Below are 19,306 nucleotides of genomic sequence, written 5' to 3' on the forward strand. Positions count from 1 at the left end.
TCCTCCAGCGTTCTAGAGCTTGACGAACCGCTGGATCTTGCGCGCCAGCCAACCGCTGAACACCAGCGGTGCATCCAGCGCCGATACGCAGATGCAGGGCACGCCCGGTGCGGTGACCGGCTGGTGCTCCACATCTTCATCCAGATCAGCCACATCGCCTGGCGCGAACAGACCCAGCGCATCATTGTAGGCGCCGCGCAGGATATGGGTGAGCTCGCTGCGGCCGTGGCTGTGCATCGGCAGGCACTTGCCCGGCGCGATCTTGAGCATGATCAGCGAGGGCATTTCCGCGGAGCGGATGCAATGCACGCCCGGTGCGATCCAGCGCCAGCGAAGCGCAGCCAGCGAGCGACCGAAGTACGGGTGCAGGGACGCCGGCAGATGGTCCGCACTCACCTCCGGCCGCTCCACCGGCGGCGCGGCCGGACGCGCGACGGCAATGGCAGCCACCGCTGGCTCGTCACGCTCCAGCTCGGCCAGCATGGCCGCACGCAGCGCCTGGCTGCGGCCGCCAACCACCATCGGCTGGGTCTGTTCGATCAGCGCCGCGCCGATGGCCTCGGCCTCGCGCAGGCGCCGGCGGCAATGCGGGCACTGCTCCAGGTGGGTGCCGGCGACCACGCTCAGCGGCGCCGGCAACGCGCCGGCCGCATAGCTGAGCAGGGTCGATTCATGCAGGTGGTGGTGCGGGTTCATGGCATGCCCCCCACCTTCGACTGCAGCTGCAGGAAGGCCCGCCGCAGGTGTGATTTCACCGTGCCCAGCGGCATGCCCAGCGCCTCGGAGATCTCGCCGTGGCTCTTGGCCTCGAAATAGGACATGCGCACCAGCCGCGCCTGCACTGCCGGCAGCTCGTTGATGCGCTGGCGCAGGCGCGCCTGGTCGGCATAGTGCTCGGCGCTGCTGTGAGACTGCGCGTCGCCGCTGGCAGCTTCCTCCACCGCAGCCTGTACCTGCATCCAGCTGCGCTCATGGCGCACCCGGTCGATCTGCAGGTTGCGCGCGATCCGGTACAGCCAGGTGCTCAGCGCACCCTGCGCCGCATCGTAGTCGGCCGCGCGCAGCCACAGGCGCAGCAGGCATTCCTGCGCAAGCTCCTCGGCCACCGCTTCGGGCGCGCCGAGCCCGCGCAGGTAGACACACAGGCGCGGCATGAAGTGGTCATAGATGCGCATGAAACAGCTGCGGTCGCGCAGGCGCGCCACACCGTCCATGTCACCGGTCCAGTTCGTCGGCTCGCTGCTTGGCTGCTGGGAACTGGACACGATGCGCGCGGCGTGGAAGTCAAAGGAAGGGCTGGCGGCGTCAGGGTACATCCGGGCGGCGATCAGGCAGGTGAAGGGAGTCTGTGTGCTGTACGCACCAGAGGCCGGTTTGGATGCAGCGCACCGCCCTGCATCCAGCTGGGTCTGTCGTGCGTATGTTCAGCAGGCCAACCTGCCAGGACCCCCATGCATACCGCCGGGCTGCTGCTGTACCTGTCCACCGTGGCCAGCGCCACGCCCCTGCTGCGCAGCGAAGGCGTTGCCAGCCTGGCCGACGGCACCCCCGCCTACCGCGAGGTGCACTGGCGGCGCGGGGAGCCCGAAGGTGCGGCGCGCTGGGTGCAGTACCTGTGCCCGGACGGTCGCCCGTTCGCACGCAAGGAGCTGCCGGGCACCGCCCAGCCGCAGGCGCGGGGCTACCTGCTGCAGGACGGACGCAGCGGCCAGGCCGCCAGAGTGGTGGTGGCCGGCGGAAAGGTGAACATCGACTGGAAGGAAAGCGCGCCCGACGCGGAACGGCGTGCGCAGCTGCCACTGCCTGCCGACGCGGTGATCGACACCGGGTTCGACGCGGCGGTGCGCGCGCACTGGCCTGCACTGATGAAGGGAGAAGAGGTCCGCCTGCCCTTCCTGGTGCCGGGCCGGCAGCGCTTCTACCCGGTCAGCGTGCGCCGTACCGGTGCGCTCACCTGGCAGGGTGCCCCGGCACAGGCCATTGAGGTGCGCCTGGCCACCTGGTACGGCGCGGTCGCTCCGCGGCTGTCCCTGGTCTACGGCGATGATGACCGCCGCCTGCTGGAATTCCGCGGCACCAGCAACCTGCGTGATGGCCATGGCGCCTATCCGGCCGTCATTGTCCGCTTCGCCTCACCCGCGACGACGCAGCCACAGGCGCAGTGGCAGCAGGCCTGGGCACAACCGCTGGTGGCGTCCTGCGGCGTGAGCAGCAGGTGAAGCGGTCACGCAATGCCGATTGAGTGCATCCAATCCACGCCGTGCTGCGTAGATAGGGACAGACACGCCCTCGAGACTTCGCCCATGTCCGCTGCTGCGCCCCTTCCACGCCGACGTGAGCGACTGCTGCGCACCCTGCGACGCTGGTTCGATACCGAGGCCGCCGCGGCGCAGGCCGATCCGGCGCAGCGCGGCCGCATCGACTGGCTGCGGGCCGTGCCCTTCGTCCTGCTGCATGTGGCGTGCCTGGGGGTGATGTGGGTCGGCGTGTCCTGGACCGCGGTAGCGGTCGCGCTGGCGCTGTACGCGGTGCGGATGTTCGCGATCACCGGCTTCTACCATCGCTATTTTTCGCACCGCACCTTCCAGGCCTCGCGCCCGGTGCAGTTCATCTTCGCGGTGATCGGTGCGTCCAGTGTGCAGCGTGGCCCCTTGTGGTGGGCCGCCCACCACCGCCATCACCACCGCCATGCCGACCAGCCGCAGGACCCGCATTCGCCCAATGAGGGCGGTTTCTGGCGCAGCCACATGGGCTGGTTCCTGACCCGCGAAGCCTTTGCCACGGATCTGGCGCGCGTGCCCGACCTGGCCCGTTTCCCTGAGCTGCGCTGGCTGGACCGCTTCGACATCGCCGTACCAGTATTACTGGCCGCGGGCCTGTACGGCCTCGGCGCGCTGCTGGAGCGCGTGGCACCCGGCCTGCACACGACGGGCCCGCAGCTGCTGGTCTGGGGCTTCTTCATCTCCACTGTGGTGCTGTTCCATGCCACGGTCACCATCAATTCGCTGGCCCACCGCTTCGGCAGCCGCCGCTTCGAGACGCGCGATGACAGCCGCAACAACCTGTGGCTGGCCCTGCTGACCTTCGGCGAAGGCTGGCACAACAACCACCATTTCTTCCCCGGCACCGCCCGCCAGGGCTTCCGCTGGTGGGAAGTGGACCTGACCTGGTACGGCCTGCGCCTGATGGCCGCCGTCGGCCTGGTCAGCGGACTGAAGCCGATACCCGAGTGGGTGCTGGCCAAGGCGAAGGACTGAGCATGCGCATCGCGGTCATCGGTTCGGGCATTGCAGGGCTGGCCAGTGCGTACTGGCTGGACGGCGAGCACGAAGTCACCCTGTATGAAGCCAACGACTATCTGGGCGGGCACACCCACACCCATCGGGTGCAGGTCGACGGCCAGCAGATGTCGGTCGACACCGGCTTCATCGTCTTCAATCCGCAGCACTATCCGCTGCTGACCGCCCTGTTCGACGAGCTGGGCGTGGCGTCACAGCCCACCACCATGAGCTTCTCGATGCACAGCGACCGCAGTGGCGTGGAGTACAACGCCACCTCGCTGGACGGCCTGTTCTGCCAGCGCCGCAACCTGGTCTCGCCGCGCTTCTGGGGCATGCTGGCCGACCTGCGCCGCTTCTACCGGGATGCGCCGCTGCTGCTGGCCGAGGCCGAAGGCCCGACGCTGGGACAGTATCTGCGCCAGCAGCGCTTCGGCGATGCCTTCGTGGAGGAACACCTGTTGCCGATGGCCTCGGCGCTGTGGTCATCGCCGACCGCCACCGTGCTGGACTTCCCGGCGCGCTACCTGGTGCAGTTCATGGCCAATCACCAGATGCTGCAGATGACCGGTCGCCCGCCGTGGCGGGTGGTCAAGGGCGGCTCGGCGCGCTATGTCGAGGCGCTGCGCGGCCGCTGGCGCGTGCATGAGCGGCTGGAAACGCCGGTGCAGGCGGTCGAGCGCATGCCGTGGGGCGCGCGCGTGCACAGTGCAGCGGGCATCGAGGGCTTCGACGAGGTGATCCTGGCCTGCCACAGTGACCAGGCCCTCGCCCTGCTTGCAGACGCCGATCCGGTCGAAAGCGCGGTGCTGGGCGCGATCCGCTACCAGGCCAACGAGGCCGTGCTGCATACCGACGCCTCGCTGCTGCCCGCCAACCGCAAGGCCTGGGCTGCATGGAACGCGCACGTGCCGGAAGATCCTTCGGCGCCCTGCACGGTGAGCTACTGCATGAACCTGCTGCAGGGCCTGCCCGGCGAGACGCCGCTGGTGGTGACCCTCAACCGCACTGATGCCATCGATCCGTCCAAGGTGCTGCGTCGACTGCACTATGCGCACCCCGTGCACGACCATGCCGCCGTGCGGGCACAGCAGCGCTGGGGCGAGATCCAGGGCCACCGCCACACCTGGTTCGCCGGTGCTTACTGGGGCTGGGGTTTCCACGAGGACGGCATTGCCAGCGCACGGCGCACGGTTGATGCGCTGCGCGCCCGCACCGGCATCGCCTCGCCGCTGCGGCCGACCGAGATCACGGCATGACCGCCAGTGCGCTCTATGTCGGGCAGGTGCAGCACCGGCGGCACCATCCGCATGCGCACGCATTCCGCTATCCGGTGGCGCAGCTGCTGTTGGACCTGGACGAGCTGGACACGATCTTCGCCGGGCGCTGGCTGTGGTCGGTCAACCGACGCAACCTGGCCGAGTTCCGCCGCAGCGACTACCTGGGCGATGCGAAGGTGCCACTGGCCGATGCCGTGCGCGACCATGCCGCCACCGTGCTGGGCCGTCGCCCGGAAGGACCCGTGCGGCTGCTGACCCACCTGCGTTTTGGCGGCCACGTGTTCAACCCGGTCAGCTTTTACTACTGCTACCAGGCCGACGGCAGCACCCTGGACTGCATCGTCGCCGACATCACCAATACGCCGTGGAAGGAACGCCACGCCTACGTACTGCCGGTCGAGCAGGCGCAGCACGAAGGTGGCAGCCTGCGCTGGCAGTTCGACAAGTGCTTCCACGTGTCGCCCTTCATGCCGATGGACTGCCGCTACGACTGGCGCTTCAACGCTCCCGGCGATGCGCTGCGCGTGCACATGCAGGTCTGGCGCGAGGGCGTGCGCCAGTTCGATGCGACCCAGTCCATGCAGCGCCATCCGCTGGACGGCCGCGGCCTGGCGCGGGTGCTGCTGGGCTACCCGCTGATGACCGTGCAGGTGGTCGCCGCCATCCACTGGCAGGCGCTGCGCCTGTGGCTGAAACGCAACCCCGTGCACGACCACCCTTCCCTTGCCGAGAAACCGCGATGAACAATCTGACGCCTTCGGTGGCCCTGCCCCGTGCCGGTGCACTGGACGCCTTCCTGCGCCGTCGCCTGCTGGCCCAGCTTGCCCCGATGCACGACGGCCAGCTGCGCGTACGCGATGCCTTCGGCGAGGTGCTTCTGGGCGATGGCCAGGGCCCGCTGCAGGCCACGGTGACCATCGACGACCCGGCCTTCTACCGCAAGGTGGCCGCGCTGGGCAGCGTCGGCGCCGGCGAAAGCTACATCCACGGCGACTGGCGCTGCGATGACCTGGTGGCGCTGGTGCGCCTGCTGGTGCGCAACCGCGATCTGCTGGACGGCATGGAACGCGGCCCGGCACGCGCCGCCGGCTGGCTGCTGCGCGGCTGGAACCGCCTGCGCCGCAACAGCCGCGAGGGCAGCCGCCGCAACATCGCCGCCCACTACGACCTCGGCAATGATTTCTTCGCGCTGTTCCTGTCGCCGGACCTGATGTATTCCTCGGCCCTGTACGCGCAGGCGGACGAGCCGCTGGAAATGGCCTCGACCCGCAAGCTGGACCGCATCTGCCAGCAGCTGCAGCTGCAGCCGGGCGACCGCGTGGTCGAGATCGGCACCGGCTGGGGCGGCTTTGCCGTGCATGCGGCACGCCATTACGGCTGCCACGTCACCACCACCACCATTTCCGCCGAACAGCACGCACTGGCCGTGCAGCGCGTGCAGGACGCCGGCCTGCAGGAGCGCGTGACCGTGCTGATGCAGGACTACCGCGACCTGCAGGGCCAGTTCGACAAGCTGGTCTCCATCGAGATGATCGAGGCCATCGGCGCCGAGTTCCTCGACACCTACATGGGCACCCTGCAGCGCCTGCTGAAGCCCGATGGCGTGGCCCTGCTGCAGGCGATCACCATCGAAGACCACCGCTACGAACAGGCCCGGCGCAGCGTCGACTACATCAAGCGCTTCGTGTTCCCGGGCAGCTTCATTCCTTCGATCAACGCGATCATGGCGGCCAAGACCCGCGCCAGCGACCTGCAGCTGATCGCCCAGCAGGACTTCGGCCATTCCTACGCGCTGACCCTGCGCGCCTGGCGCCAGCGCTTCCTGGCCCAGCGCGCCGCCGTGCAGGCACAGGGGTTCGACGAGCGCTTCTGCCGCCTGTGGGAGTTCTACCTGGCCTACTGCGAGGGTGGTTTCCTGGAGCGCTCCATCGGCGTGTCGCACCTGCTGCTGGCGCGCCCGGGCCATTGCACCGACGTCCCCACCGGCCGCGAGGCCTGAGATGGGAGGCCTTATATGAAACGGACCTGGGCCAACCTGTTCGGCAACCAGCTGGTCTGGCTGTGCGCGGTGGCTGGCGCGGGCCGGGGCTGGCAATGGCCGGCACTGCTGGCCGCAGCGCTGTATGTCGCCAGCCAGCTGCTGACCAGCCCGGTGCCGCGCATTGACCTGCGCCTGCTGCTGCTCGCCCTCGCCTGCGCCTGGCTGGTGGATGGCATCGCCGCCGCCAGCGGCACCGTGCGCTATGCCGCCGCGCCGCTGGGCTGGGCACCGCCGCCGTGGATCATGGCGCTGTGGGCGGCGTTCGCGATGACGCTGACAAGCTCGATGACCTTCCTGCAGCGGCACCGCCTGCTGCCGGTGCTGTTCGGCCTGCTGCTGGCACCGCTGGCCTATCTGTCGGCGGCGCGTGGCTTCCAGGCCGTGCAGTTCTACGCACCCGTGTGGCAGGGCGTCCTGCTGCTGGGGGTGGGCTGGAGCATCGCCCTGCCGCTGCTGTGCGCGCTGGCACGCCGAGGCACTGACAAGGCAACCGCACACACAGACAAAGGAGTACGCGCATGAACCTGCTCGGCTGGGTGCTGCTCTACGCAGTGCTGGTGATGTGCTGGGGCTGGGTCTGGCAGCGCCGCCACCGCAACATCGGCGTGGTCGACGTGCTGTGGGCCAAGGGCGTGGCCGCGGGCGCACTGCTGCTGGCCTGGCTGGGTGACGGCGGCCTGCAGCCGCGCATCGCGCTGGCGGTGCTGGGCGGGCTGTGGGGCAGCCGGCTGGCCCTGCATCTGTGGCACCGCGTGCGCAGTGAAGACGAGGACGGTCGCTACCGCTATCTGCGCGAACACTGGAACGGTCACCAGGGAAAGATCTTCGGCTTCTTCATGGCCCAGGCGCTGCTGGTGGTACTGTTCGCCCTGCCGTTCCTGGCCGTGGCGCGCAACCCGGCCACCGGCCATGCCGGCTGGATCGCCGCGGCCATTGCGGTATGGCTGCTCAGCGTCGGTGGCGAAGCCGTGGCCGACCGCCAGCTCGCACGCTTCCGCGCCGACCCCGCCAACAAGGGCCGGACCTGCCGGCAGGGGCTGTGGCGCTACTCGCGCCATCCCAACTATTTCTTCGAGTGGCTGCACTGGTTCACCTATGTGCTGCTGGCCGTCGGCTCACCGCTATGGTGGCTGGCGTGGTCGGGACCGGTGGTGATGTACCTGTTCCTGCGCTACCTCAGCGGCGTCCCCTTCACCGAGAAACAGGCCCTGCGCAGCCGCGGCGATGACTACCGCGACTACCAGCGCAGCACCTCGATGTTCTTCCCGTGGTTCCCCCGCACTTCCCCTTCCCAGGACCGCACGCCATGAATGCCACCAGCACGCTGCACCCTCCCGTCGAGATCGAAGGCGGCCTGACCGGCTGGGCCGAGCGCGGCTGGATCCCGGACGCTGCCCTGCGTGCAGGCATCCGTCGCCTGTGCGCGCAGCGCCTGCAGGAGGAGGACGAGGGCGGCCAGGAAGGACAGTCGGTACGCTTCCAGCGTCGCATCGCCGAACTGGCCGGCAGCCCGCTCGCCCTGCACGTCGATGCCGCCAACCGCCAGCATTACGAGGTGCCGGCCGCGTTCTTCCAGGCCTGCCTCGGCAAGCGCCTGAAGTACAGCAGCTGCTACTACCGCACCGGTCACGAAACCCTGGACCAGGCCGAAGAGGCGATGCTGGAACTGTATGGGCAGCGCGCCGGGCTGCGTGACGGCCAGGACATCCTCGAGCTCGGCTGCGGCTGGGGTTCGCTGACCCTGTGGATGGCCGAGCGCTACCCGAATGCACGCATCACCGCAGTGTCCAATTCGCACAGCCAGCGCGAGCACATCCTGGGCCAGTGCCAGGCACGCGGCCTGCGCAACGTCGAGGTCCTCACCCGCGACGTGAACCAGCTGGAGCTGCCGAGTGCGCGTTTCGACCGCTGCGTGTCGGTGGAGATGTTCGAACACGTGCGCAACTACCAGCAGCTGCTGCAGCGCATTTCTGGCTGGCTGCGGCCGGACGGCGCACTGTTCGTGCACATCTTCGCCCACCGCACACTGATGTACCCGTTCGAGACCGAAGGTGATGACAACTGGATGGGGCGGCACTTCTTTACCGGCGGCCTGATGCCGGCCGCCGACACCCTCCTGCATTTCCAGCAGCACCTGCAGCTGGACCAGCGCTGGCTGCTGGACGGCACGCACTACCAGCGCACCGCCAACCACTGGCTGGACAACCAGGACGCGGCCCGTGCGCAGCTGATGCCGATCCTGCAGGCGACCTACGGCGAGGCCGCCGCGCGCATCTGGTGGCAGCGCTGGCGCATGTTCTGGATGGCCTGCGCCGAGCTGTTCGGCTATGACGATGGCCAGCAGTGGCTGGTCGCCCACTACCTGTTCCGCCCCCGCTGAAGGAGCCACGGCCATGCGTACCCTGCCCCTGATCTCGATGCTGGCCGTGGCCCTGTTTGGCAGCGGCTGCAGCAGCCAGGACACCCGCCCACTGCCACGCGCGGCGTCGGTGGACGTGCCGCGCTTCATGGGCGACTGGTATGTGATCGCCCACATCCCCTCCTGGCCCGAACGCGAGGCCTTCGACGCCGTCGAAAGCTATTCCCTGCAGCCGGATGGGCGCATCCAGACCACCTTCACCTACCGCAAGGGCAGCTTCCAGGCGCCGTACAAGAGCATGCATCCGGTCGGCCGGGTCGAAAAGGAAGGCGCCGGCGCGGTGTGGGGCATGCAGTTCATCTGGCCGATCCAGGCCGAGTACATCATCGCCTGGCTGGACGAGGACTATCAGCAGACGATCGTCGCCCGCAGCAAGCGCGACTACGTCTGGTACATGGCGCGCACGCCGCAGGTGTCGCAACAGGACTACCAAGCCGCCGTCGAACGCATCGCAGCGATGGGCTATGACACCTCGAAGCTGCGGAAGGTTCCGCAGTCCGTGCGTTGATCCCGCCATATGAATGGGCACCACCGGTACCGGTGGCGAGGCACCGCCCCGCTCCTCTATAGTCAGCCGGACACGACAGGCGCGGTGCCTGTCAGGTAACCACAGGGAGCAGGTCATGGGTCTGGTACAGGCGGTCAAGGGTGCAGTGGGCGGTGTTCTGGCCGACCAGTGGAAAGACTTCTACACCGTGCCGACGGGCCTGCCGTCGACCGCGGCCCTGTTCGCGGCCGTGCCGCAGGGCACCAATGCCGGCCGTGGCTCGAACACCAGCGGCTCGTCCAACGTCATCAGCAACGGCTCGAAGATCGTCGTGCCCGAAGGCTACGGCCTGCTGCTGTTCCAGGACGGCGCGATCACTGCTTTCGTCGCCGAGCCGGGTGGCTACGAGTGGCGCTCGGACGACCTCAACTCGCAGTCGATCTTCGCCGGTGACGGGCTGGTCAGCACCTTCATCAAGCAGAGCTGGGAACGCTTCAAGTTCGGTGGCCAGCCGGGCTCGCAGCAGGCCGCCTTCTTTGTCTCGCTGAAGGAACTGCCGGACAACCGCTTCGGCACCCAGTCGGAAATCTACTGGGACGATGCCTTCCTCAACACCCAGGTCGGCGCGGTCACCCGTGGTTCGTACACGCTGAAGATCGTCGACCCGATCCTGTTCGTGAAGAACTTCGTGCCGGCCAGCTACCTGCGCCCGGGCCAGGTGTTCGACTTCACCGACTTGGACAATGCCGCCGCCACCCAGCTGTTCAATGAAGTGGTGGGTTCGCTGGCACCGGCCTTCAGCCTGTACAGCAACGACCCGTCCAAGGGCAACCGCATCACCAAGCTGCAGCAGGATTCGATCGGCTTCGCGCAGAGCCTGTCGGCGGCCGTCGAGCAGGCCTACCAGTGGAAGTCCGACCGTGGCCTGGCCATCGTCAAGACCGCCATCGTCTCGATCGAATACGACGCCAACACCCGTGAACTGCTGAAGACCGTGCAGCGCGCCGATGCGCTGTCCGGCTCGCGCGGCAATTCCAACCTGCAGGCCAGCGTGGCCCAGGGCATCCAGTCGGCCGGCGAGAACGGCGGCGCGGCGGGCCTGGTCGGCGTCGGCATGGCCTCGGGCATGTTCGGTGCGGGCAGCCTGCAGCAACCCACTGCGCCGGCCGCCGATGATCCGGTGGCCAAGCTGAAGAAGGCCAAGGAGATGCTCGACCTGGGCCTGATCACCCAGAGCGACTACGACGCGCTGAAGGCCAAGGCGCTGGGCCTGTAAGCCGGCGGACGCGCAGACCCATGTCCGACCCCAGAAACGGTCCTCCGCCGCTGCCCCAGGCCGCCCCCGCTTCGCCCCCGCCCTTGCCGGCGGCGAAGCTGGACGGTCCGGGTTCGCCGCAGGACGTCCCGCCCCTGCCTGGCAGCTTCCCGCTGGATACCAGCACGCTGCCGCAGGCCATCCGTGATGAGGTCGAGGCGCCCGATCCGCTGGCCATCGATACCTCGGCCAGCGAACTCAAGGACGGCCTGAACCGCTGCCCGAAGTGTGGCAGCACCGACATCCGCCCCAGGCTCGGCACCGACGTCCTGGTCTGCCTGTACTGCCGTCACGAATGGCATGGCGCGCGGGTGGAGGAGGAATTCGGGCTGGGCGAAGCGCTCGACCAGGTGCAGGGCACGGTCATCGCCTCCGGCGCACGTGACATCGACGCCGACACCTCGGCGCTGATGACCTTCAAGTGCGGCGGCTGTGGTGCCGAGGTCACGGTCAACACCGAAAGCACGATGACCGCGCGCTGCCACTGGTGCCGCCACGTGTTCGGCGTCAACGAACAGATCAGCAACGGCGCCGTGCCCGATGCCGTGTTGCCCTTCCACATCAGGAAGGACGATGCGGTTGCGCGCATCCGCCAGTTCGTCGACAAGCGCCGGATGTTCGCGCTGAAGGCCTTCAAGGACCAGTTCACCCCGGAAAACGTGGTGGGCGTGTACCTGCCCTACATGATCGTGGACAGCAATGTCAGCGCGGCCGTGGCCGGCAAGGGCGAGATCAAGACCCGCGAGTACACCAGGGGCACCGAGAAGAACAAGCAGACCTACTACGACGCGGACATCTACCAGGTCGAGCGCCAGGTCGAATTCACCGTCGACGACCTGCCGCTGGAATCCTCGGCCGAGCGCGGCAACCTCGACACGCGCACCAATACCAACAACATCATCAACACCATCCTGCCGTTCGATACCAAGAACGCGGTGAAGTGGAACGCGTCCTACCTGGCTGGCTTCACCTCCGAGAAGCGCAACGTGGATGTGGAGAAGCTGCGCCCGCGGCTGGAAGACCAGCTGCTGTCGATCGCCCGCGCGCAGGTCGAAGCCAGCGTGCGCCGCTACGACCGCGGCGTGCGCTGGGAGCAGGAACAGCTGGACGTGCACGGCAGCCGCTGGGTGTCGATGTACCTGCCGGTCTGGCTGTACTCCTACCACCAGCCCGGCGCCAATGGCGGCATGCTGCACTACATCGCGGTGAACGGCCGTACCGGCGAAACCATGGGCAGCGTGCCGGTGCAGCAGTGGAAGATGCTGCTGGCCGCCCTGGCGACCGGCACCGTCATCGAAGCCCTCGCAATTGCCTTCCTGGTGGCGACAACATGAGTGACGACAGTGGTCTCTGGTTGCTGGCGGCCGGCCCGGCCGGTGCTACCGCGCTGTACTGGGCGCTGTACCGCTATTACCGCAACACCGACAAATCGCATTCGTTCGAACACGAAACCGCGATCGACGCCAAGCCGGTGACCGGCTCGGACCGTCGCGTCGATTCGATCACCGGTACGCAGGAACACCGCGTGCGCGGTGACAACGTGTACGAGTACCGCAAACGGGTGATGCGGGTGAAGCCCGGTGGCGATTGACACGGCACCACGCTGCCGTGACGCGGCGGTGATCTAGACTGGCGGCCCATGTTCTGCCTGCCCTGCCCGGGGCGGGCAGCGCCCCGCCGTTCGAGATCGTCCGTGAACCAGCCTCCCGTTCCCCAGCCGCAAGCCGCCCATGCCTCCGACAGCGTGAACATGGCGCTGGCAGCCGGTGCCATCGTCGGCACCTGGTTCTGGGATGTGCCGAACGACCAGCTGACCGTCGATGAAGCGCTCGCACGCGCGTTCGGGCTGGATCCGGCGCTGGCGCAGCGCAAGCTGCAGCTGCACGAGGTGCTGGGCGCGGTGCACCCGGACGACCTGGCCGGGCTGACCGCAGCCATCGAACACGCGGTTCGCCACGGCGGCCGCTTCGCGCACCAGTACCGCACGCGCGGCGTCGACGGCGGTTACCACTGGCTGGAAAGCATCGGTCGCGTCGATCTGGACGAGAACGGTCGGGCACTGAGCTTCCCCGGCGTCCTCATCGACATCGACGAACGCCTGCGGGTGCAGGCCGAGCGCGACCAGGCCCAGGCCCTGCTGCGCTCCTTCGTCGAAGCCGCGCCGGGCGTGATGTATGCCAAGGATCGCCAGGGCCGCCTGCTGATCGGCAACAGCGGCACCACGGAACTGATTGGCCGTCCCCCGGCGGAGTATGTCGGACGGACCGATGCCGAGCTGCTGGCCGACCCCGCGCAGGCCGCGGCCGTGATGGCGACCGACGAGCGGATCATGGCAAGCGGCCAGGGCGAGCAGCTCGAAGAGGACATCAGTTTTGCCGATGGCCGCCGCGCGTGGTGGCTGTCGACCAAGGCGCCGCTGCGCAATGGAGACGGCGAAGTGATCGGCCTGGTCGGTACCTCGCTGGACATCACCGACCGCAAGTCCGCTGAGGCCGAGCGCCTCGACATCGAGGAGCGCTATCGGCTCGCTGCGCAGGCCACCAACGATGCGATCTGGGACTGGCGCATCGTCGACGGACACGTCGTCTGGAACGAGGCGCTGTCCAGCCTGTTCGGGCACCCGGTGAAGGAGACCAGCGCGCAGTGGTGGCTCGACCACATCCATCCCGAAGACCGCGACCGCATCGACCGCAACATCCACGCCGTCATCGACGGCGACGGCATTACCTGGACCGGCGAGTATCGCTTCCGCCGTGCCGATGGCAGCTATGCGGCCGTCCTCGACCGCGGTGCGGTGCTGCGCGACGCTGACGGGCGGCCGCTGCGGATGATCGGCGCCATGCTCGACCTGTCCGGACGCAAGGCGGCCGAGGCGGCGCTGGCCGAAGGCGAAGAACGCCTGCGCCTGGCCACCGAGGCCGGCGAGCTCGGTTTGTGGGACCTGGACCTGCTGCAGAACATCCTGCTCTGGCCCGCGCGCACGAAGGCGATGTTCGGCATTTCTTCCGATGCTGAGGTGAGCTTCGAGGATTTCCGCTCTGGCCTGCATCCGGACGACCGTGCCGCGACGCTGGCGGCGCTCGATGCTTCTGCCGATCCGCAGCGGCGCGCCAACTACGATGTGGAATACCGCACGGTCGGCAAGGAAGATGGCGTGGTGCGCTGGGTCGCGGCCAAGGGCCGGGGCATCTTCGAGGCCGGGCGCTGCGTGCGCATGCTGGGCGTGGCCATCGACATCACCGCACGCAAGGCGGCCGACGAACGCCTGCGTGAGTTGAACGAGCAGCTGGAGGCGCAGGTGCGTGCCGAAGTGGCCGAGCGCATGCGGGTGGAAGACGCACTGCGGCAGAGCCGCAAGATGGAGGCGGTCGGCCAGCTCAGCGGCGGCATCGCGCACGACTTCAACAACATGCTGGCCACGGTGATCGGCCCGCTGGACCTGCTGGCGCTGCGCATCGGCGACAGCGATGCACGCGCGGTGCGCTACATCGAGATGGCCCTGGACGGCGCCCAGCGTGCCGCCCAGCTGACCCAGCGCCTGCTGGCCTTCTCGCGCCAGCAGCCGCTGCAGCCGGTGGCCCTGGACGTGAACCACCTGGTGGCCGGCATGACTGACCTGCTGGTGCATTCGCTTGGCAGCAGCGTCATCCTCGAAACCGTGCTGGGCGGCGGCCAGTGGTGGACGCACGCCGATGCCAACCAGCTTGAGAACGTCATCCTCAACCTGGCGGTCAACGCGCGCGATGCCATGCCGGGTGGCGGCCGCCTGACCCTGCAGACCAGCAACTGCCAGATCGACCTGGCCAGCGTGGCCGAGCACGGCGGCATCCCCACCGGCGATTACGTGCGCATCGCCGTGACCGACACCGGCGGCGGCATGGCGCCCGAGGTGATGGCACGCGCGTTCGATCCCTTCTTCACCACCAAGCCGGTCGGCCAGGGCACCGGCCTGGGCCTGTCGCAGGTCTATGGCTTCGTGCAGCAGTCCAACGGGCACGTCCGCCTGCAGTCCGCGCCCGGCGCGGGCACTACCGTCATCATCTACCTGCCACGCCTGCTGGCCGAGGTGGACGCCCTGCCGCCGGCCAAGGCCGATGTGGCGCCGCTGTCCGGCGGTGGCGCCGAGCAGATCCTGGTGGTGGACGATGACGCGGCGGTACGCGCGTTCTCGGTCGATGCGCTGTCCGAACTCGGCTATCGCGTGCTGTCGGCCGATGGCGCTGCCAGCGCCCTGCCCCTGCTGCAGGCCCACCCCGGCATCGCGCTGCTGTTCACCGACGTGGTGATGCCCGGGGTCAACGGTCGCCAGCTGGCCGACGAGGCCCTGGCGCGACATCCGCACCTGAAGGTCCTGTTTGCCACCGGTAACAGCCGCAATGCCCTGGTCGACGACGGCGTGCTCGACGCGCATGTGCAGCTGATCGGCAAGCCCTTCACCATCGGCGAACTGGCTACGCGCGTCCGCGCCGTCCTCTCCGCGGAAAACTGAGCCTCAGCGCTTCCCGGTGGGCAGCGAAGGCAGCATCGCCACCGCACCACGGATCAGGGCCAGCATGCCGAGCTCGAACTCGGCCTGCGCGGCCGCCGGGTCGTGCGCGCGCCGCCCCTCCTCCACGACCCGCTGCCGCGCGTACACCGTGTCAGCCAACGCCACGCAGTGGTAGGCCACCGTCGACAGCAGCCAGGCGGCCTGCGCCGGGTTCAAACCGTGGGCCTCGGCAAACGCACGCTGGTGCGCCTCGATGCGCTCGACCATCTGCGGCGTCTTGGCACCATGGACCGCCAGAAACGGCGCCAGCCCCGGATTGCGGTCGACCAGGTCGCGCAGCGAGCGCTGGAACGCCAGCAGATCCGTCTCCAGCCCTGCCTTGCGGCCGGTTGCCAGCGGCGGCGCCTGCCAGCGTTCGAAGATCACCTCGGCCACCAGCTCGCGCAGCGCGGCCAGGTTGGCCACGTGTTTGTACAGGCCGATGTGGCTGACCCCCAGCAACGCGGCGACGCCGACGATGCTGACACTGGGTAGTGTCATTTCGATGCCGGCGTCGGCAATGCGCTCGCGGGTGATGGACGGCGGGCGGCCGCGCGGGGTCGCCTTCTTCGGTGCTGCCATGGAACTCCGATGCCGGGCATCTGGACGGAAAACCCTGCCATGGTGGTCAGCACGGCCGCGCAGGTCAATGCGCGCGGCGTGACCGCCATTGCAGATGCGCCAATTTAGTTTACTATGATGTAACTAATTCGCATTCGTACCCGGATTGGATGTTCTGATGTCTGCTTCTCCCACCGCCGCTGCGCCGCAGGGCGTATTGCGCGGCACCGACCATGACCGCGGCCTGCAGGCCCTGCAGGTGACCGTGGTCGAGACCACCCGCCCCACCCCCGGGCTGCTGCGGGTGACCGCGGCACTGCCCGCCGACGCCGCACTGGATCCCTGGCGGCGCGCGAATACCGCTGTACGCATCCAGCTCGGCGCCGCCTTCGGTGATGTGTCGCGCATCTACACCGTGCGCAGCATTGACGCGCAGGCGCGCCACTTCGTCTTCGACGTGGCCCTGCACCCCTCGCCCGGCCCCATGCTGGCCTGGGTGGGCGCACTCCAGCCAGGCGACACCTTCGCGCTGACCGGCCCGCGCCCGCACCTGCAGATACCGCAGCGCAGCGGCGCCAGCGCCCTGCTGTTTGCCGATGCCAGCGCGTTGCCTGCGGTGTATGCGCTGCTGCTGCAGTGGCCGAAGGGACTGCGTGCGGACATCTGGGTGTCCAGCGATGACGCGGCCGCGGTGGACGAGCTGCCTGCGGTCGCTGGCGTGCACGTGCACGCCCTCAGCGCCCCCAGCCCCGAAGATCCCACGCCGCTGCTGCGTACCGCCCGCGCCTGCGTGCCGGGCACGCCGCCACCGGTGGTCTGGGCGGCCGGCGAACGCGAAGAGATGCGCGAACTGCGCCGCTGGTTCCTGCAGCACCTGGCGATCGCGCGCGACGACGTGGCCGTGGCCGGTTACTGGAAGCGCGGCGAAACCACCACCGACACCGACCAGCGCCGCCGTCGCAACTACGAGCGTGTGCTGGCCCGTGGCGGCGGCCTGCAGGACGTCGACGATCTCGCCGACGACATCTGATCCCGCTGTACCCACGCCCCTCGCGGCGTGCATCCCGCTGTCCCCAGCCACAGACCACCCCTGCCGTCGCAGGAGATGCCGTGTTCTGCCAGCCACTCGCCCCCTGCGTCGCCCTGCCCCCAGGCCGCGACGGCGCAGCCCTGGCCGAACCCTCTCTCCCACGACGAGTATTGCCATGTCCCGCTCCATCACCTCCCCCCTCCCTGTCCTGCGGCCGTTGGTGCGCGCCGCCCGCCTGGCCCTGCTGCCCGGCCTGCTGCTGGCCGCGGCCGCTCAGGCGGACGAGCCTGCCGATGCCCCCGCCACCGAGCTGCCTTCGGTCAACGTGCATGCGGACAAGGCCGCGCCCACCAGCACCTATGCAGGCGGCCAGGTCGCGCGCGGCAGCCGGGTCGGCCTGCTCGGTGACCTCGACTTCATGGACACCCCGTTCACCACCACCAGCTACACCGCCGATTTCATCGAGAACCTGCAGGCACCGGACCTGATGCGGGTGATCGCCGCCACCGATCCCAGCGTCTACAACGGTGGCTCGACGGGCGGCATCACCGATTACTTCAACATCCGCGGCTTCAGTGTGTCCTCGTCCGACATCGGCTTCGGCGGCCTGTACGGCCTGATTCCCTACTACCGGGTGACGCCGGAGATGGCCGAGCGCGTGGAAGTGCTGAAGGGCCCGTCGGCCCTGCTCAACGGCATGCCGCCCGGCGGCTCGGTCGGTGGGGCCATCAACCTGGTGCCCAAGCGCGCTGGCGATACGCCACTCAACCGATTCACCGCCAACTACGGCAGCGATGCGCAGGTTGGCGGCCACCTCGACCTCGGCCGTCGCTTCGGTGCCGGCAAGCAGTTCGGCGTGCGCTTCAACGCGGTGCATCGTGATGGCACCACCGCCACCCGCAACCAGCAGCACACATCCCAGCTGGCATCGCTGGGCCTGGACTGGCGCGGCGAGCGCGCACGCGTGGCTCTGGATGCCTTCGCCAGCCGCGACCACGTCGATGGTCTGAACCGCGGAGTGTCGCTGGCCGCCGGCCTGGCCGTGCCGCGTCCGCCGAAGGCCGACACCCTGTTCGCACCGGACTGGACCTTCAGCAACGTCAAGGACAACGGTGCCGCGCTGCGCTGGGACATGGATTTCAACGAGCACCTCTCTGCGCACGCGGCGTACGGTCATGGCCATACCGACTTCGATTCCATCGCCAGCGGCACCACGCTGATCACCAACGCCGCGGGCGACTTCCGCAACAACTTCGCCCACCAGCGCTTCACCTACAGCAAGGACACCGCCGAGGCCGGCCTGAACGCGCGCTTCCGTACCGGCCCGGTCGACCACGCGCTGGGGCTCAGTGCATCGTGGTACCACCACGATTACAACTTCGGCTTCCTGCGCAACATGCTGGCCAGCGACTGGGTCACGAACATCCATGACCCGCAGTGGGGCCCTGCCGTGGACCGCAGCTACAGCAGCGCAGCGCTGCCGCGCATCGGCGAAGTGCGCACCACCAGCTTCGGCATCGCCGATACGCTGTCGATGGCCGACGACCGCGTGCAGCTGACCCTGGGCATCCGCCGCCAGACCGTGCTGAGCGATACCTTCGACGGCACCAGCGGCAAGCGCACCGTGCGCTACGACGCCAGCGCCAACACCCCGGCCGCAGCCCTGTTGTTCAAGGCCAGCGAACGCCTCTCGCTGTATGCCAACTACATCGAAGGCCTCAGCCAGGGCAGCACCGCACCGGTCACGGCCGCCAATGCCGGTGAGGTGTTCCCGCCGTATAAGACCCGCCAGCGCGAAGTGGGCGCGAAGATGGACCTGGGCCGCCTGGGCACCGCCCTGAGCGTGTACGAGATCGAGAAGCCGGCCGCCTACACCGATCCCACCAGCAACGTGTATTCGCTGGGCGGCCAGCAGCGCAACCGTGGCGTGGAATGGACCGTGTTCGGCCAGGCCAGCGACCAGCTGCGCGTGCTGGGCGGCATCGGTTGGCTGCAGCCGAAGCTGACCCGCACCCAGGGCGGTATCAACCAGGGCCGCCTGGCCACGGCCACGCCACAGTGGCAGGGCAAGCTGGGCCTGGAATGGGACGTGCTGGCCGTGCCCGGGCTGACCGTCACCGGCGGTGCGCTGAGCATGTCCAAGGGCTACATCAACGCCGACAACAGCCAGTGGATAGCCGGCCACACCGTCTACGACCTCGGCGCGCGCTACGCGACCGAAGCGGCCGGCAAGCCGCTGGTGCTGCGCGCCACCGTGCAGAACCTGACCAACAAGGCGTACTGGGCCGGCAGCCTGGGCTCCGGCCTCGGTGCGCCGCGCACGGCCACGCTGTCGGCCACGGTCGACTTCTGATCCCTCGCCCCGCC

At 68.6% G+C, this 19,306-nt stretch carries 18 protein-coding genes; 15 read left to right on the forward strand and 3 right to left on the reverse strand.

Annotation, left to right across the window (positions count from 1 at the left end):
• Positions 1-12: 12 nt before the first annotated feature.
• Both ACVOK1_RS00460 and ACVOK1_RS00465 read right to left on the reverse strand, forming a co-directional pair.
• Positions 13-696 (reverse strand): ChrR family anti-sigma-E factor, encoded by a 684-nt coding sequence (locus ACVOK1_RS00460; protein ID WP_481560692.1) that lies wholly within the window; start codon positions 694-696, stop codon positions 13-15.
• Entirely contained in the window at positions 693-1,316 is a 624-nt protein-coding gene (locus ACVOK1_RS00465) for a sigma-70 family RNA polymerase sigma factor (RefSeq protein ID WP_481560693.1), read from the reverse strand. Before ACVOK1_RS00465 ends, ACVOK1_RS00460 begins: the two co-directional genes overlap by 4 nt.
• A gap of 135 nt (positions 1,317-1,451) precedes the next feature.
• Here ACVOK1_RS00465 and ACVOK1_RS00470 point away from each other — a divergent pair, with 135 nt between their 5' ends.
• The 13 genes from ACVOK1_RS00470 (at position 1,452) to ACVOK1_RS00530 (ending at position 15,309) form a co-directional block, all read left to right on the forward strand.
• Entirely contained in the window at positions 1,452-2,219 is a 768-nt protein-coding gene (locus tag ACVOK1_RS00470) for a hypothetical protein (RefSeq protein ID WP_481560694.1), read from the forward strand.
• A gap of 84 nt (positions 2,220-2,303) precedes the next feature.
• Positions 2,304-3,257, forward strand: a complete 954-nt coding sequence (locus ACVOK1_RS00475) for an acyl-CoA desaturase (protein ID WP_406236244.1) — start codon at positions 2,304-2,306, stop codon at positions 3,255-3,257.
• A gap of 2 nt (positions 3,258-3,259) precedes the next feature.
• On the forward strand, positions 3,260-4,537 hold the full coding sequence (locus tag ACVOK1_RS00480; protein ID WP_481560696.1) for an NAD(P)/FAD-dependent oxidoreductase: 1,278 nt from the start codon (positions 3,260-3,262) through the stop codon (positions 4,535-4,537).
• Positions 4,534-5,301 carry a DUF1365 domain-containing protein gene (locus ACVOK1_RS00485; RefSeq protein ID WP_108768960.1) on the forward strand — a complete coding sequence of 256 codons (768 nt, stop codon included), beginning with the start codon at positions 4,534-4,536 and terminating at the stop codon, positions 5,299-5,301. The genes ACVOK1_RS00480 and ACVOK1_RS00485 overlap by 4 nt, the downstream gene beginning before the upstream one ends.
• On the forward strand, positions 5,298-6,557 hold the full coding sequence (locus ACVOK1_RS00490) for a class I SAM-dependent methyltransferase (RefSeq protein WP_481560697.1): 1,260 nt from the start codon (positions 5,298-5,300) through the stop codon (positions 6,555-6,557). Before ACVOK1_RS00485 ends, ACVOK1_RS00490 begins: the two co-directional genes overlap by 4 nt.
• 15 nt (positions 6,558-6,572) lie before the next feature.
• A complete protein-coding gene (locus tag ACVOK1_RS00495; RefSeq protein WP_481560698.1) occupies positions 6,573-7,121 on the forward strand; it encodes a DUF2878 domain-containing protein in 549 nt (182 codons plus the stop codon).
• Entirely contained in the window at positions 7,118-7,909 is a 792-nt protein-coding gene (locus ACVOK1_RS00500; protein ID WP_108768963.1) for a DUF1295 domain-containing protein, read from the forward strand. Before ACVOK1_RS00495 ends, ACVOK1_RS00500 begins: the two co-directional genes overlap by 4 nt.
• Entirely contained in the window at positions 7,906-8,979 is a 1,074-nt protein-coding gene (locus tag ACVOK1_RS00505; protein WP_481560699.1) for an SAM-dependent methyltransferase, read from the forward strand. Before ACVOK1_RS00500 ends, ACVOK1_RS00505 begins: the two co-directional genes overlap by 4 nt.
• Positions 8,980-9,016: 37 nt before the next feature.
• Positions 9,017-9,526, forward strand: coding sequence for a lipocalin family protein (locus ACVOK1_RS00510; protein ID WP_481560742.1), 510 nt, complete (start codon positions 9,017-9,019; stop codon positions 9,524-9,526).
• A gap of 115 nt (positions 9,527-9,641) precedes the next feature.
• Entirely contained in the window at positions 9,642-10,781 is a 1,140-nt protein-coding gene (locus tag ACVOK1_RS00515; protein ID WP_481560700.1) for an SPFH domain-containing protein, read from the forward strand.
• A 20-nt stretch (positions 10,782-10,801) separates the two neighbouring features.
• Positions 10,802-12,154, forward strand: coding sequence for a TFIIB-type zinc ribbon-containing protein (locus ACVOK1_RS00520; protein ID WP_481560701.1), 1,353 nt, complete (start codon positions 10,802-10,804; stop codon positions 12,152-12,154).
• A complete protein-coding gene (locus tag ACVOK1_RS00525; protein WP_481560702.1) occupies positions 12,151-12,411 on the forward strand; it encodes a hypothetical protein in 261 nt (86 codons plus the stop codon). The genes ACVOK1_RS00520 and ACVOK1_RS00525 overlap by 4 nt, the downstream gene beginning before the upstream one ends.
• A 102-nt stretch (positions 12,412-12,513) precedes the next feature.
• Positions 12,514-15,309, forward strand: a complete 2,796-nt coding sequence (locus ACVOK1_RS00530; RefSeq protein ID WP_481560703.1) for a PAS domain-containing hybrid sensor histidine kinase/response regulator — start codon at positions 12,514-12,516, stop codon at positions 15,307-15,309.
• 3 nt (positions 15,310-15,312) lie between these two features.
• Here the strand turns inward: ACVOK1_RS00530 and ACVOK1_RS00535 are convergent, their stop codons facing one another.
• Positions 15,313-15,930: a TetR/AcrR family transcriptional regulator gene (locus ACVOK1_RS00535; protein WP_406236224.1), complete on the reverse strand. Its 618-nt coding sequence runs from the start codon at positions 15,928-15,930 to the stop codon at positions 15,313-15,315.
• Between the two features lie 157 nt (positions 15,931-16,087).
• Between ACVOK1_RS00535 and ACVOK1_RS00540 the strand changes: the two genes are divergently transcribed.
• Positions 16,088-16,939, forward strand: a complete 852-nt coding sequence (locus tag ACVOK1_RS00540) for a siderophore-interacting protein (protein ID WP_481560704.1) — start codon at positions 16,088-16,090, stop codon at positions 16,937-16,939.
• 175 nt (positions 16,940-17,114) lie between these two features.
• Positions 17,115-19,292, forward strand: a complete 2,178-nt coding sequence (locus ACVOK1_RS00545) for a TonB-dependent receptor (protein ID WP_481560705.1) — start codon at positions 17,115-17,117, stop codon at positions 19,290-19,292.
• The last annotated feature ends 14 nt before the right edge of the window (positions 19,293-19,306 follow it).

The sequence above is a fragment of the Stenotrophomonas sp. STEN087 genome (assembly GCF_056759115.1).